Genomic DNA, 12,978 nt, shown 5'->3' with positions numbered 1-12,978 from the left:
CATGAAACCAAAAGACCTTGAGTACATGAAATTGAACGGAACGCCATACTTCGACGATTCCCGTTGGGTCTGCCCTCTAAACTACGAAAACAAAATAAGGGGAAAAGACGCAAAAGACAGTATCTACATACACGATGTCACTCTCAGAGACGGTGAACAGACCTGTGGCCTTACATGGAACGAGGATCAGAGGGTAAGAATAGGGGTTGCACTTAACGAACTAGGTGTCAAATCCATAGAGGTGGGAATGCCGATTGTATCGGATGAGAACAAGAGAGCAATAAGAAGGCTAGTCGATATGAAGCTCGACTCAGAGATCGTTCCCTTTGCAAGGTCTTTGAAAAAAGACATAGACGAGTCTCTTGATTGTGGCGCTACCCGGGTGGTTATTGAGCACGCAGTTAATCCTTATGACAATGAACTCGTGTATGGAGTCTCCCCCGAAAAGCTCGTGGACAGAGTAGTTTCGGCAATACTTTACGCAAAGGAACAGGGCATGAAGCCTACTTTCATGGGATGGGATGCAACAAGATCTTCATTCGACTACGTTCTTAAGATATTCACAGAAGTGGCTAAGCAGGCGAAGCCGGAAAGTATGGTCTTCGTAGACAGTTTTGGTGTCGCCTCGCCATTTGCAATCGAATTCATCTTCACTGAACTTAGAAAGGCTATTCCCAACATTCCCTTTGAATTCCACGTACACAACGAATTTGGCCTTGCAATGGGATCTGTTTTCGCCGCAGTGAGGGCAGGCGTATCGGGCATTCATAGCTCAATAAACGGCCTTGGCGAAAGAACCGGAAACGTGGCCACCGAGGAAGTGGCTGCCGGTCTTAAGCTGCTAATGGGCATAGATACCGGTATTGATCTCTCGAAAATCGGCTACACTTCAAGACTGGTTGAGGACATCTCGAAAATTCAGGTCGCAAACAACAAACCCGTCGTAGGCAAGCGCCTTTTCTGGGTTGAATCAGGCATTGTAGTCGATGCAATAGACAAGTTGAATAAAGCAGGAATAAACGCAGCAATGACTCCGTACCTCCCTTCGCTGGTCGGTATGGGAGAAATACAGGTCAAACTTGGTGCCTTCAGCGGCCAGGCAAGCATAAAATACTGGCTGAAGAGACTCGGAATAGAGGCTAATGAAGATCAAATTGAAGAGCTGACGGAAATCGTTCGAAAAGAAGGCCGCATTAGAAACACAGTTCTTGAGATCGATGAATTCAAGAGGATAGTGGGAGACTTCATGAAATGAGCCTGATTCTAGTAATAAATCCGGGATCCACATCAACAAAGGTTGCGGTCTTCAGGGATACTGAAGAAGTATTCAAAAAGACTATTCCACTTGATGACGACATGCTTGATCTTCCTCTCTTTCCCGATCAGTATACAATAAGGAAGCGACAGATTGTAAAGGAACTTGATTTAAACGGGGTGAGACCTTCCGATTTAGCCGCCGTCGCAGCACGGGGCGGTCGGCTGAAACCTCTCGAGTCAGGCGTATATAGGGTTAATAAAGAGATGGTTGATGATGCCAGGCGCGGACTCCAGGGAATGCACCCGGCAAACACAGCAGTAGTCATAGCATCAGAAATGGCCGAGGAGTTTGGAATCCAGGCGTTCACTGTCGACCCGATAAGTGTTGATGAACTGGCCGAGTGGGCGAGATACACGGGAATAAACGAAATAAGAAGAAATTCACTTTCGCACGCGCTGAACATGAAGGCTGTCGCGAGAAAAGCAGCGACAAAACTGGGCAAGAATTATGAAGATGCCAAGCTTATAGTTGCTCATCTTGGAGGCGGATCCTCGGTGAGCGCTCATTCGAATGGGAGGATGGTAGATCTCTATAATAGCGATAAAGAGGGACCCTTTTCTGTGGAAAGAGCCGGCGCATTGCCCTCCCATGAACTGGCGGAGTTTGCTCGAGAGCGGGACGACTATCTGGACTACCTAACTCACCGGGGAGGACTATTCTCTCACTATGGAATGCGCGACGTCGAAAGTATAGCAAGAAGGGTAATGAAAGAAGAAATCGACAGTGCCCCTCTCGAAGCATATATCTATAATATCGCCAAGTATTCTTACAGCCTTTTAGCAGTTTTTGATGGATTTCCAGATGCTCTTGCCTTGACAGGCGGCGTGGTGAAATGTGATTACGTAAGGGAGAGGCTTCTTTCCAAACTCAAGGGGTTCAGAGTTCTTCTCTTCCCTGGCGAATACGAGATGGAAAGCCTTGCCGAAGGAGCCCACAGAGTTATTAGCGGATCTGAAGATGCCCTGGATTACTGAGGTGAAAGAGATGGTTAGTTCCCTTTCCGTTTTTACGCGTAAAGTAAAAGATCTAGACAAAAAAATAAGGATACTCTGCGTTCAACCACATGATAAATCAACCATTGAAGCAATAAGGTCGATCGCCGAATCGAACAGCAAGATCGAAGTGACTATGTACGGTAGTTTCGAAAAGATAAGTGAGATTACACCAGCAGAATTCTTGAAGGAGGTTCAAATAGTTGAAGGTGAGATGGAAGAGGAAAACGTCTCACGAGCGGCAGCCTCGGTAAATGGGAAAACGCCAGCCGTCTTGATGAAGGGAAACATCAATACGGCGGTGTTTCTAAGAACTTTATTCAGGAGCGAAAATGTAAAGATTGCCGGTAGGTTGATAAGCCATGTATCCTGTATGGAGATTCCGGACCACCCAAAACTACTCTTCATAACGGATGGAACGGTAAACGTAGCTCCTGATCTGAGAGAAAAAGCTGAGATACTTCGAAACGCGGCAGGTTTTGCGAGATCGATAGGCCTGAAGTGTCCTAAGATTGCAGTGATTGGTATCAACGAGAGAATATCGGTAACTAATAGAGATCTCATTGAAGCGGCCGTACTTTCGAAAATGGCCGAGAGGGGCGAGTTTGGAGAATGTCTTGTGGACGGACCAATGCCTCTCGATACGGCTCTGAAAAAGGAGGCGGCCCTAAATAAGGGGATCCAGTCGGAAGTGGGAGGGGATGCCGATATTCTAGTCTGTTCAAATCTCGAATCGGCGGCAAATCTTATAAAGGGACTTGCCCATCTGGGCAAGTCGAGAACTGCTGGTCTACTTATTGGAACGGGATTTCCAGTCGTTCTCACTTCGAGAAGCGACGACGAATTTGCGAAAATGGCGTCTCTTTCTATAGCAATTGTCAGCGCAGCGGGATGAGGTGAGCTTTGTGGCAGTGAGTTTTATGGTAGCCAATGACGATATTCCGGCCGGCGCAAAGGTTACCGGCCTGACGGGGAGGCTTGAAGAAACGATTCCGGCGTTAGTCGAAGCCGGGTTCAGATTCTTTGAACTTATGATTGCCGATCCAGGCAAAGTAGAGATAGAGAAGGTCAAACGTCTGGAGAGGGAGCACTCCGCAAAATGTATATTTCTTTGCACCGGGGAAATGGCAGGAACGGCCGGTCTCTATCTGAATCATATCGATATCAATGAGAGAAGAAGAGCTGTCAATTCATTCATGTCGGCGGCGAGAAAGGCTTATGAACTGGGCGTAGATCTAAATATCGGGAGACTGAGAGGTGTTATATGGTCGGATGGCCTTCAGAAGTCCCTAGACCGGCTGGCCGAGTCTCTTACAGAGATCGATACTTTCGTTAAGAATGAACTCGAAGGGCTTTCAGTTCTAATTGAACCTCTCCGGAAGGTGGTCTGCCCGATTCTGAACAACTGTCAAGAAGCCGCCGATTTCTTCGAGACGAGAGGGCTTAGCAGTTATGGTATTCTCGTCGATTCAGACCATTTTAATGAAGAGGTGGACTCTTCATTTGTGAGCTCTAATATTGGATTAGTGAAACACGTCCACCTTGCCGATTCCAATCACAAACCTCTTGGCCAAGGAACGATAGATTTTCACAAATTCCTCAACTTGTTGACACAGTCCGGATATAGAAGAAACTTCAGTGTAGAGGTCTTCTGTGATGAAGATCAGATCGAAACCCTGAATGACACCAGAATCTTTTTGAGAGAGTTGTCTCTTCTCAAGGAGGGATCGTTTTGAATAGATCGGCAGACACAAACCATTTTCATGGAATCCAATACCAACTTTACAGATCGATCAGAAACAGCATAGTAGAGCTGGAAATTCCCCCAGGTTCGAGGCTTACGATAGATCGGCTGAAGAGAATCTACGGGGTTTCTTCAACTCCAGTCAGGGGGGCTCTCCACAAACTAAAGGAAGACGGTTTGGTAGCACCTGGAATTGCAAAGAGTTTCTACGTTAAGGAGATTCTTGAAGAGGATGTGAGGAAGCTCTTCCCAATAAGATTTGTGCTGGAGAAGCTTGCGTTGAGTGAATCGATCTTTCGCATCGATAGGGAAACGATATCTAACCTAATAGTGAGAATGCGGAAGCATCTTGCGGAACCGGAAGAGACAAAGAATAACGTCCCATATGACATAGATTATAGGTTGCACAGAGAGATTTTGAGCAACTGCAACAATGAATACCTGATTGAAATGATGTCCAAAATCTCGATTCTCATTACGAGAATGCGTAACGTTATAAAGTACTATCTTCTTGAACAGCAGAAGGATTGGATCATCTGCGAAATGGAGGAACACTTCAAGATCGCTCAAGGAATTCTCGAGGGAGACCTGGAAAAGGCCTCGAACGCACTGGAAACTCATCTGATACATTCAATGGGTATGATTTGTTCTATTCTAGGATCAAACAACGTTGAATATACTGCTAGAGGAAGCTTTGTTGAATTGGAGGATTAACGATGAAACAGGCCATCATGCTATCCGTTAACGACAATGTCGCTACGGTGCTCGAGAAAGTCGCTAAAGGCGAAGAGATCGAGATGAAGGGCACCTCTCAAGTGGGAACGATAGTTGCAAAGGAGGAAATTCCTTTCGGGCACAAAATAGCCGTTAGAGACATCAGAAAGAAAGAGAGAATAATCAAATACGACAACAAAATAGGTGTAGCAACTGCAGATATAGCTACTGGTCAGCATGTTCACATCCAGAATGTTGCTAGTGAAAGAACCGAGATCAAAGAGGGAGGTGAACGGGCTTAAGCCGAAACCATGGAGACTTTCAAGGGGTACCTAAGAAGTGATGGAAGTGCAGGGGTCAGGAACCACGTTTTAGTTCTGCCAAGTGTTCTCTGCTCGGCAAATGTTGCAAGAAGAATTTCGTCCGCGGTTCCCGGATCGGTTGTGGCAAGCCATAACCAAGGCTGCGCACAACTTGGCGACGATTTCAAACAGACCAGAAGGACATTGATAAATACTGCTCTGAACCCGAACATAGCCGCCGTTCTCGTAGTTGGGCTAGGATGTGAGAGAGTCTCTCCTCACGAGCTTAGAGACATAATTCAAGATCATGGTAAACCTGCCGAGGTAATCATGATCCAGGACTATGGAACCGTTGAAGCAATAGAAAGAGGAATAGCGATTGTAAAGGATATGGTGAAGGAAGCTTCCAAAATCGAACGCAAAGAAGTTTCACTGTCATCGCTTGTATTGGGAATGGAATGCGGGGGGTCTGACTTCTCGTCAGGTCTTTCTGCCAATCCGGTAGTAGGTCAGGTAGCCGACTTTTTGGCGAAAAAGAAAGGAAGGGTAATACTATCTGAAACCACTGAACTGGTAGGCGCGGAGCACTTGCTCTTCGAAAGAATGTCTGATGAGTCCATGAAGCAGCGGTTCACCAAAATGCTCCAGAGAATGATTGACGAAAGTCTCAAGAACAGTCGCGATGTAGTTGACAAAGAGAACGTTCCTAACAACATCTCTCCCGGAAATGTCAGGGGAGGTTTGACTACTCTCGAAGAAAAGTCTCTCGGAGCCATGATAAAGGGAGGTAAAGTCCCCATTGTTGGTGTAAAAGAGTATGGTGAGGTAATTGATGCTGAACCCGGTCTTTATCTTATGGATACTCCAGGATATGACGTTGAATCCGTTACTGGTATGGTGGCGGGCGGAGCAACAGTCGTGCTCTTCACAACAGGGCAGGGGACCCCTACCGGCCACGCGATAGCCCCGGTCATAAAGATTACTGGAAACCGTCAGACTGCAAAAAAGATGAGTGACAATATCGACTTCGACTGCAGCGCGATCATCTATGGGGAAGAGACTCTGGAAGAGAGTGGAAGGAAGTTGTTCGATCTTGTATTAAGGATTGCAAACGGTGAACTGACAAAAGCAGAGGTTCTGGGGCAGGATGATTACTCGATCTGGAATGTGGGAATCAAATTATGAAATTGAGCGATAAAGAACTCGAAAAGCTTCTGCTAGAGCTTTGCAGCGCAAATACAACAAATCCTCCTGGAAACGAAGATCGAGCCGTTGAGATTCTTCAGAGAGTGCTTGTAGACAGGAACGTTCATATTGAGATACAGAAAGTCGCAGAGAATCGCTCAAATCTTGTCGCAAGACTTCAAAGAGACCCGGCCTTACCTTACCTTCTCCTGTCAGGTCACATGGACGTAGTACCGGCTGGATCAAACTGGGACTCGGATCCCTTCAAACCGAAACTTGTGGACGGCAAGTTGTTTGCGAGGGGTTCAGCAGACATGAAGGGCGGGTTAAGCGCCCTAACTGCAGCTCTAATAGATCTTTCGGAAGACAGCGATTTTTCTTGGAATGTTGCGCTCATTGCGACCTGTGATGAAGAAGTCGGCTGCTCAGGGATACGCCATTTTCTCGAGCATCAAACCTTTGACGTTTCAGGCGTAATCATTGGTGAGCCTACCTCCTTGAGACTTGCGACAGGTGAAAAAGGGGCGATATGGCTTAAACTGAAATTCAGAGGCAAATCAGCGCACGGTTCGCAACCGCAAAACGGAATCAACGCAGTTACAAAGCTTTTCAGTGCCTACACTGAGCTTTCTCAGGTTCTCGGGAAAATAGAAGGGCTTACTGAGAGCCTGAACATCATTCGAGGTGGATCGAAAGAAAATACCGTTCCCGATGAGGCCGAATGTGTTATCGACATTCGTTTTGCAGAGAACACAGATTCTGCAGAAATCATCGCTCTGGTAGATTCCGTTCTAAGCAAATACAATCAATCAGAGAGAATTATATTGCTCAACAGGGAGTCTTTCTCCTCTTCCGGCAATCTCACCGAATCTGTTAAAGAAGTGCTTAAAGAGAAGGCTATGAACGCAGAAGAGCTCACGATGACCTATTTTACTGATGGCGCCTTTACTGCATCGCAAGGGATTGAGACGGTAATACTAGGTCCCGGAAGTCCCTCAATGGCACACAGGTCGAACGAATATGTGGAACTTGAAGAAGTTCATATGGCCCGTAGGCTGTATTCAAAAATAGCAAGGAACTACTTTGAAAGGACTAGATAATTATGGGTAAACCCGTAGCATATGAAAACCTCAGGAGGCTCTGCGAAGAGATTCTTCTTTCCGAGAATTTCGGCATAGAGGCCGCTCATGAAATAGTGGACGTTTTGTTGGAAGCTGATTTGCGTGGCATTCCTTCACACGGTGTCGCAAGACTTGGTAGATACATAAAGGAAAGAGATAGCGGAAATATTCTGCTAGATTCCAAGCCATCGATAGTACATGATACTCCGGTTTCGGCCACAGTTGACGGTAATGGCGGTCCAGGACAATGTGTTTCCAACTACGCGATGGATCTTGCAATAAGAAAAGGGAAAGAATCGATGATTGGTCTTGTTTCAGTTAGAAACTCGAATCACTATGGCATCTCAGCCTATTATTCCGAAAAAGCGCTTTCAAAAAAGATGATAGGAATAGCGATGACCAACAGCTACCCTCTCGTAGTTCCGACCTTCGGGAAGGAGGCCGTTCTAGGCACAAATCCCTTTTCAGTAGCAATTCCTGGGCTGAAAAAGAATTTTATACTGGATATGGCTACTAGCGTTGTGACCAGGGGAAAATTAGAGGTTTACGATAGGCTTGGAAGAGATATTCCAAATGGCTGGGCAGTGGATGAAACAGGTAGAAACACAACCTCTCCCAGAAGGGTTTTGAACAACTTCAACAGTCGAAACCCCGGAGGTATTCTTCCTTTGGGAGGATCCGAAGAGGATTTTGGTGGTCACAAGGGCTATGGTATGGCCCTTCTCGTCGATCTCTTGTCTGCCGGTCTCTCTTTGGGTAGATGGAGTGCCGAAACTTATTCCGGCTCTCAAGCAGGTGTCTCTCACTTCTTCGGATGCTTCAGCCTGGAGCTCTTTGGTGATCGATCTTCCCTTATAGAACATCTCGAACACATAGTGGATGGGGTCGTTTCAAGCAAGAAGGCCGACGGTCATAACAAAATCTACTACCACGGAGAGAAAGAGGCTATGGCAAGAGAGAGAGCTGTGACTTCGGGCATAGATTTAGACCAGAAGACAAGGGACTCACTTGTCTCACTTGCGAAAAAACACTCTCTATCTATTCCCGTTGAGTTACTGGACTAGAACGAGATTTCAGAGCTGCTTAAATTCTAGAACACCAATACAAATACTAGCAAGGGTCTGAACGGAAGACGCTTGGTGAGACTGTAAGCGGAGATTATTCCGGCGAAATCGGCTATCAGGTCTCCGTACTCCGCCGTACCTTTCCCGGAAAACCAATCCCAGATTTCCTTTCCCACCCCGAGAGAGGCGGAGAAAACAAAACCGCCTATGTCACCCAAGAAGTAACTTGAAAGGCCATAGGCGGAATAACTTACAGAATAATGAATAAATTTGTCGTAACCCGTTACCGCTAAAGAAACGATAGAAAAAAGTAGAACAAAGACGACCAAAATAAACTCTCTCAAATAAGTATCTTTAGCCCCTGATCAGAACTCGTATAGCACTCCAAGTCCTACTGAGAAGAACTCGGGAAGTGGCCAGTAATCTCCACCCGGGAAATCACCTTCCTGTCGGGTCTGGTAATCCTTCACTCTATAGCCCCTTGCAAATCCGTTTAGGATGACCTTATCCGAAATCGGTGTCATAACCTGGAATCCGCCACCGATTGCAAGATGCGGCGCTCCGAGATCAAGAATTCCGATCTCCCAACTCTGTTCTCCGAAGTTGGAATCCTGGACGGAACCCACACTTACAAGCAACCTCGCCTTGAGATTGAGTGTCTCGAAGATCTGGAAATAAATGTCGGCGTTGAAAAGCCCTATCTTATTGCTTGGATACCTGATTGCAGCCTGAGCACTCAGCATGGCCCCAATCTTATCAGTAAACGGAAGCTGAAGAGAGAGATCAAAGGCACCGGCACCCCATCTCTCGGGCTGATAAACTGGATTAGTTGCATTAATCCCAAAAGCACCACCTATAAGCGCTTTAGGCGTAGAGAAACCCAGTGAGACCGCAAAAAGGAGCAAAGCTACTAAAGCGACTTTCTTCATAAATACACCTCCCCTTAATTATTGCAAAGCTATTGGCGTTATTCGCAGTATAAGACAGATTGATTATACCACAACACTACTGAGGTTCAAAGCCATTATTACTGCTCTATTCGGAAGAAAAAAGACGTACAGAGACGTTCATCCATCACAGATCTGCCTGCTGCCTCATTCTTCTCTCGACATCTCTCTTTGCTATATCTTCTCTCTTATCGAATAGCCTCTTTCCCTTTGCAAGACAGATTTCGACCTTTGCCTTCCCTTTATCATTGAAGTATATTTTCAAAGGGATAATGGTAAGTCCCTTTTCCTTTGTCTTTTGGTCCAGCCTAAGAATTTCCTTTCTGTGCATCAGTAACCTTCTCTTTCTGCGCGGTTCATGATTCCAGACATTGCCGTGAGTGTATAGACTAATATTGCAGTCAACCAGAAATATCTCGCCGCTTTCGATCTTGCAGTACGCATCAATGAGAGATGCTCCACCTAGACGCAGCGATTTCACTTCGGTTCCTACGAGCTCAATTCCCGCCTCATACGAATCCATAAGGTGATACTGGAAACGCGCCTTCTTATTAGTAACAACCGTCTTCATAAGTACCCCTCCGTTCTTGCTGAACGGAATTTATTTTAGCATGAGGGCCCGACAATTTTAAAAAAGGGATCTTCAGAAGATCCCTTTATATGGTCCACTCTGTTTTTCAAGAGAAAACCATGCCCAAGAGATTCTAACCTCTTTTCTCGTTTCAAATTGAAAGACTTCAAGTCAATTGTGAAAACAGTTGTCACACTGGAAGTCAGACCTTGTCAACCAGGAGGATCGCCGGTCTTCTCACCGTCGAGCCGTCGAATTCGTACTTCAGTTCTGGCCAGGAACTGGTCTGGGGGAACGAAATATTGCTGTCTCCAAAATCTCCAATCAATACCGTGTCTTCGGACTTAGTTCCCCTTATTGTGGGATTCCATGCGACGGCATTTCCCCTCTTGAGAATAAAATCGCTCTTGAGATTGCCGTGCACTTCTCTCGGCAGATAGCCAGCTACTCCACCCTGATGATGAAGCTTCCATTCCCCTCCCCTGCCAACGTGTTCGTAGGCCTCCACAAGCTTCTCAAAGACATTGGAAAGCCTCTCTCCCGGCTTTGAGGAATCGATTGCAACAGCATCCACAAAACAGTTCCGCTCGTGCTGAAGGCTGATCTCCTCCACAGGCTCGAACATGAACGATCTGCTGGACGAAACAATTAGCCCGCGCCTTCTGGCACAGATGCTTACAAATCCTCTCCTATCAAGTTTGACGTTTCGAGATAGGTTGTGCCTGTAACTTAGAGAACTGTCCTCGGAAAAGACAAGTGTCAGTATTGGTTCGATATCTCTCTTTGACATGGCTTCATAGAATAGACCTTGAACTTCGAGCTCGGTCATATTCCTCTTCAAACCCGGAATAATTGAAGAAAAGATATCATCACAATCTCTTCCGAGAGCTCTGTAGGTTTCTATCTCATAAACACTGAGGACTGTGCGCATTTCTGTTAGGTCAACGTATTCGCTGTCATACCTTCCGGTATCGGAGAGAAGCTTTCCTTTTAGCAGGTTGTCGATTAACCTCTTTTCACCATAAGTCTCAAACCAGTTGTACTCAAGAAATCCAAACTCACCCAGAAGCTCCTCGTGAAATTCGACTTCCTGTATCCTTTGCTTTTCAATATTGTTCGTGATAATGTAAACCCTGTCAAGTGTTACCAGAACCGATGCCTCGCCTTCCGTAGAATTTAGAGTAATATGACTCCTGGCTCCAAAAGTTACCCAAGAAAAATTGCAGCACTTGCTTATCAGAAAAGCACCGGCTCCTCTGGAAGATATCTCTTCCCTAAGACCATCAATTCTCCTTCTGAACTCTTCTATCAGCATTGAAACCTCCCTCCCGAACTCAGACTGCAACAGAGATCATTTCCAGTCTCTCAGCCTCTCAGGTTCTATTACTCTTGTTTGAGTTCCCCTGCGTGGTCTCTCCATGTACTCCTCAACTCTTTCCTTCCATCGCTTGTAATGATCTGTCCTCTTGTGATTTGCAGCTGCTTCCTCGGATTCATAGGCTTCATAGAGAAAAAATGGGATGGATCTGCTTTATCCTGAAGGAAGTCGAATCTCAAATTACCCGGCTCACTTACAGACTTCTTGTGATTTTCACGAGTGGCTTCTATGAATTTATCTAAAAACTCACTCTTGACTTGAATATCAACTACTGTAACTATCATCAGTACTCCCCTCCGATCAGCTTCGAAGATATCTCGTTGTGTCTCTTTATCAAACCTGGAAGTTCACTATCGATTACCCTTCCGTTCTGGACACGGATCTTCCCGTTTATCATGACCATGTCACTTTTGTGCGGATCACAGAGAACGAGAGATGCAACAGGATCGGAGAGTCCCCCTGACATAGACAGAGTATCAAGTCTAAAGGCAGCAAGGTCCGCCGATTTTCCAACCTCGACCGATCCTATGAAATCATCCATTCTCAATACCCGGGCCCCTCCAAGAGTCGCAAATTCAAGAACATCTCTGGGAGTGAGAGCATCGGCACCTTTCAAAACCCTTTGAAGCATCAGAGCATTTCGTATCTCCAAAAGCATGTTTCCTGTATCGTTCGATGAGCTTCCGTCGACGGCAAGGCCGATTCTCATTCCTGCTTCCTTCATTTCTTTTACACGGGCGATTCCCGATCCAAGTCTCATGTTTGAGGAAGGGCAGTGAGCCATGCCGCAGTCATGCCCGGCAAGCTTCTTGATGTCTTCATCGCTCAGCCATACGAGATGGGCGAACCAGCTTCGCTCGTTAAGCCAGCCGACCTTTTCCATGAAATCAACCGGTCTCAGTCCCTTCTTCTCGATACAGAAATCGTCTTCGTCCCTCGTTTCGGCGAGATGTGTGTGAAGAAGCACGTCGTACTGCCCGGCGAGTTCGGCCGTCCTGACCATCGACTCTTCAGTCACCGAGAAGGGAGAGCATGGCGCCAGAGCTATCCGCAGCATCGAGTGTTTCTCTCTGTCGTGATACTTTTCTATAAGTCTTACGGAGTCCTCTATTATCTCTCTCTCACTCTGAACGACCGTATCGGGGGGTAAGCCTCCGTCTTTTCTGGAGAGAGACATCGAGCCCCTGGTGGGGTGAAATCTCACCCCGGTACTGCGCGCCGCCTCAATTTCGCTGTCGATGAACTCACTTCTTCCCTTCGGGTGAAGGTACAACATGTCGGTTGTAGTTGTAACCCCAGACATCATCATTTCGTAAATTGCCACTTTGCTGCTCACGTATATCGCTTCATTATCGAGGTTCTTCCACCGCTCATATAGGAAGACAAGCCAGTCAAACAATTTCGCCGATGCGACTTCCTTTACGCTGCGGAATAGCGACTGATAGAAATGATGATGAGTGTTGACAAAGCCGGGAGTGATGATTCGTCCGGCCAGGTCGATCTCCACGTCGCCCGGAGGAGGAGTTCCCTTGCCGACATCGATTATTATTCCATCTTCGACGACCACATAAGCGTCTTTAAGCTCCTCTCTCTTTTCATTCATTGTCACAAGATAGTCTATGTTCTTGAGTACTGTTTTCAA

The 12,978-nt window shown here is 46.4% G+C and carries 14 protein-coding genes and 1 pseudogene; 9 read left to right on the top strand and 6 right to left on the bottom strand.

The window, feature by feature from the left end; translation table 11 throughout:
• Position 1: 1 nt before the first annotated feature.
• From THEBA_RS13420 to THEBA_RS13380, 9 genes are read left to right on the top strand one after another with little or no spacing between them, the layout of a single operon-like run.
• A complete protein-coding gene (locus THEBA_RS13420; protein ID WP_014731979.1) occupies positions 2-1,255 on the top strand; it encodes a LeuA family protein in 1,254 nt (417 codons plus the stop codon).
• The gene (buk, locus tag THEBA_RS13415; RefSeq protein WP_014731978.1) at positions 1,252-2,292 is read left to right on the top strand and encodes a butyrate kinase; all 1,041 of its coding nucleotides are present in this window, start codon (positions 1,252-1,254) and stop codon (positions 2,290-2,292) included. The genes THEBA_RS13420 and buk overlap by 4 nt, the downstream gene beginning before the upstream one ends.
• A gap of 10 nt (positions 2,293-2,302) precedes the next feature.
• Complete coding sequence (locus THEBA_RS13410) at positions 2,303-3,205, top strand: phosphate acyltransferase (protein WP_014731977.1); 903 nt, start codon at positions 2,303-2,305, stop codon at positions 3,203-3,205.
• A gap of 10 nt (positions 3,206-3,215) precedes the next feature.
• Positions 3,216-4,046 carry a sugar phosphate isomerase/epimerase family protein gene (locus THEBA_RS13405; RefSeq protein WP_014731976.1) on the top strand — a complete coding sequence of 277 codons (831 nt, stop codon included), beginning with the start codon at positions 3,216-3,218 and terminating at the stop codon, positions 4,044-4,046.
• The gene (locus tag THEBA_RS13400; RefSeq protein WP_014731975.1) at positions 4,043-4,768 is read left to right on the top strand and encodes a GntR family transcriptional regulator; all 726 of its coding nucleotides are present in this window, start codon (positions 4,043-4,045) and stop codon (positions 4,766-4,768) included. The genes THEBA_RS13405 and THEBA_RS13400 overlap by 4 nt, the downstream gene beginning before the upstream one ends.
• A gap of 2 nt (positions 4,769-4,770) precedes the next feature.
• Complete coding sequence (locus tag THEBA_RS13395; RefSeq protein WP_014731974.1) at positions 4,771-5,070, top strand: UxaA family hydrolase; 300 nt, start codon at positions 4,771-4,773, stop codon at positions 5,068-5,070.
• 9 nt (positions 5,071-5,079) lie between these two features.
• The gene (locus THEBA_RS13390; protein WP_014731973.1) at positions 5,080-6,255 is read left to right on the top strand and encodes a UxaA family hydrolase; all 1,176 of its coding nucleotides are present in this window, start codon (positions 5,080-5,082) and stop codon (positions 6,253-6,255) included.
• Positions 6,252-7,355, top strand: a complete 1,104-nt coding sequence (locus tag THEBA_RS13385; RefSeq protein WP_014731972.1) for a M20 family metallopeptidase — start codon at positions 6,252-6,254, stop codon at positions 7,353-7,355. The genes THEBA_RS13390 and THEBA_RS13385 overlap by 4 nt, the downstream gene beginning before the upstream one ends.
• Before the next feature lie 2 nt (positions 7,356-7,357).
• On the top strand, positions 7,358-8,440 hold the full coding sequence (locus THEBA_RS13380) for an Ldh family oxidoreductase (protein WP_014731971.1): 1,083 nt from the start codon (positions 7,358-7,360) through the stop codon (positions 8,438-8,440).
• Positions 8,441-8,466: 26 nt separating this feature from the next.
• Here the strand turns inward: THEBA_RS13380 and THEBA_RS13375 are convergent, their stop codons facing one another.
• From THEBA_RS13375 to THEBA_RS13350, 6 genes and pseudogenes are all read right to left on the bottom strand, one after another.
• Positions 8,467-8,769, bottom strand: a complete 303-nt coding sequence (locus THEBA_RS13375; protein WP_014731970.1) for a hypothetical protein — start codon at positions 8,767-8,769, stop codon at positions 8,467-8,469.
• 36 nt (positions 8,770-8,805) lie between these two features.
• A complete protein-coding gene (locus THEBA_RS13370) occupies positions 8,806-9,369 on the bottom strand; it encodes a hypothetical protein (RefSeq protein WP_006487289.1) in 564 nt (187 codons plus the stop codon).
• Positions 9,370-9,514: 145 nt separating this feature from the next.
• A complete protein-coding gene (gene smpB, locus THEBA_RS13365) occupies positions 9,515-9,958 on the bottom strand; it encodes an SsrA-binding protein (protein ID WP_014731969.1) in 444 nt (147 codons plus the stop codon).
• A gap of 202 nt (positions 9,959-10,160) precedes the next feature.
• Positions 10,161-11,273, bottom strand: a complete 1,113-nt coding sequence (locus THEBA_RS13360) for a M24 family metallopeptidase (protein WP_014731968.1) — start codon at positions 11,271-11,273, stop codon at positions 10,161-10,163.
• A 36-nt stretch (positions 11,274-11,309) separates the two neighbouring features.
• A pseudogene (locus tag THEBA_RS13355) lies at positions 11,310-11,620 on the bottom strand (antibiotic biosynthesis monooxygenase).
• The gene (locus THEBA_RS13350) at positions 11,620-12,978 is read right to left on the bottom strand and encodes an 8-oxoguanine deaminase (RefSeq protein WP_014731966.1); all 1,359 of its coding nucleotides are present in this window, start codon (positions 12,976-12,978) and stop codon (positions 11,620-11,622) included. The pseudogene THEBA_RS13355 and the gene THEBA_RS13350 overlap by 1 nt, the downstream one beginning before the upstream one ends.

The sequence above is a fragment of the Mesotoga prima MesG1.Ag.4.2 genome (genome assembly GCF_000147715.2).
GTDB lineage: Bacteria > Thermotogota > Thermotogae > Petrotogales > Kosmotogaceae > Mesotoga > Mesotoga prima.
Note: the sequence above shows the minus strand (reverse complement) of the source record. Positions and strands in the feature narration are given on the sequence as shown.

Excerpts from the sequence above, each read along its gene's own strand:
- THEBA_RS13380 (WP_014731971.1), top strand. The coding sequence starts at position 7,358 with ATGGGTAAACCCGTAGCATATGAAAACCTCAGGAGGCTCTGCGAAGAG.
- THEBA_RS13420 (WP_014731979.1), top strand. The coding sequence starts at position 2 with ATGAAACCAAAAGACCTTGAGTACATGAAATTGAACGGAACGCCATAC.
- THEBA_RS13390 (WP_014731973.1), top strand. The coding sequence starts at position 5,080 with ATGGAGACTTTCAAGGGGTACCTAAGAAGTGATGGAAGTGCAGGGGTC.
- THEBA_RS13410 (WP_014731977.1), top strand. The coding sequence starts at position 2,303 with ATGGTTAGTTCCCTTTCCGTTTTTACGCGTAAAGTAAAAGATCTAGAC.
- THEBA_RS13385 (WP_014731972.1), top strand. The coding sequence starts at position 6,252 with ATGAAATTGAGCGATAAAGAACTCGAAAAGCTTCTGCTAGAGCTTTGC.
- THEBA_RS13395 (WP_014731974.1), top strand. The coding sequence starts at position 4,771 with ATGAAACAGGCCATCATGCTATCCGTTAACGACAATGTCGCTACGGTG.
- buk (WP_014731978.1), top strand. The coding sequence starts at position 1,252 with ATGAGCCTGATTCTAGTAATAAATCCGGGATCCACATCAACAAAGGTT.
- smpB (WP_014731969.1), bottom strand. The coding sequence starts at position 9,958 with ATGAAGACGGTTGTTACTAATAAGAAGGCGCGTTTCCAGTATCACCTT.
- THEBA_RS13370 (WP_006487289.1), bottom strand. The coding sequence starts at position 9,369 with ATGAAGAAAGTCGCTTTAGTAGCTTTGCTCCTTTTTGCGGTCTCACTG.
- THEBA_RS13360 (WP_014731968.1), bottom strand. The coding sequence starts at position 11,273 with ATGCTGATAGAAGAGTTCAGAAGGAGAATTGATGGTCTTAGGGAAGAG.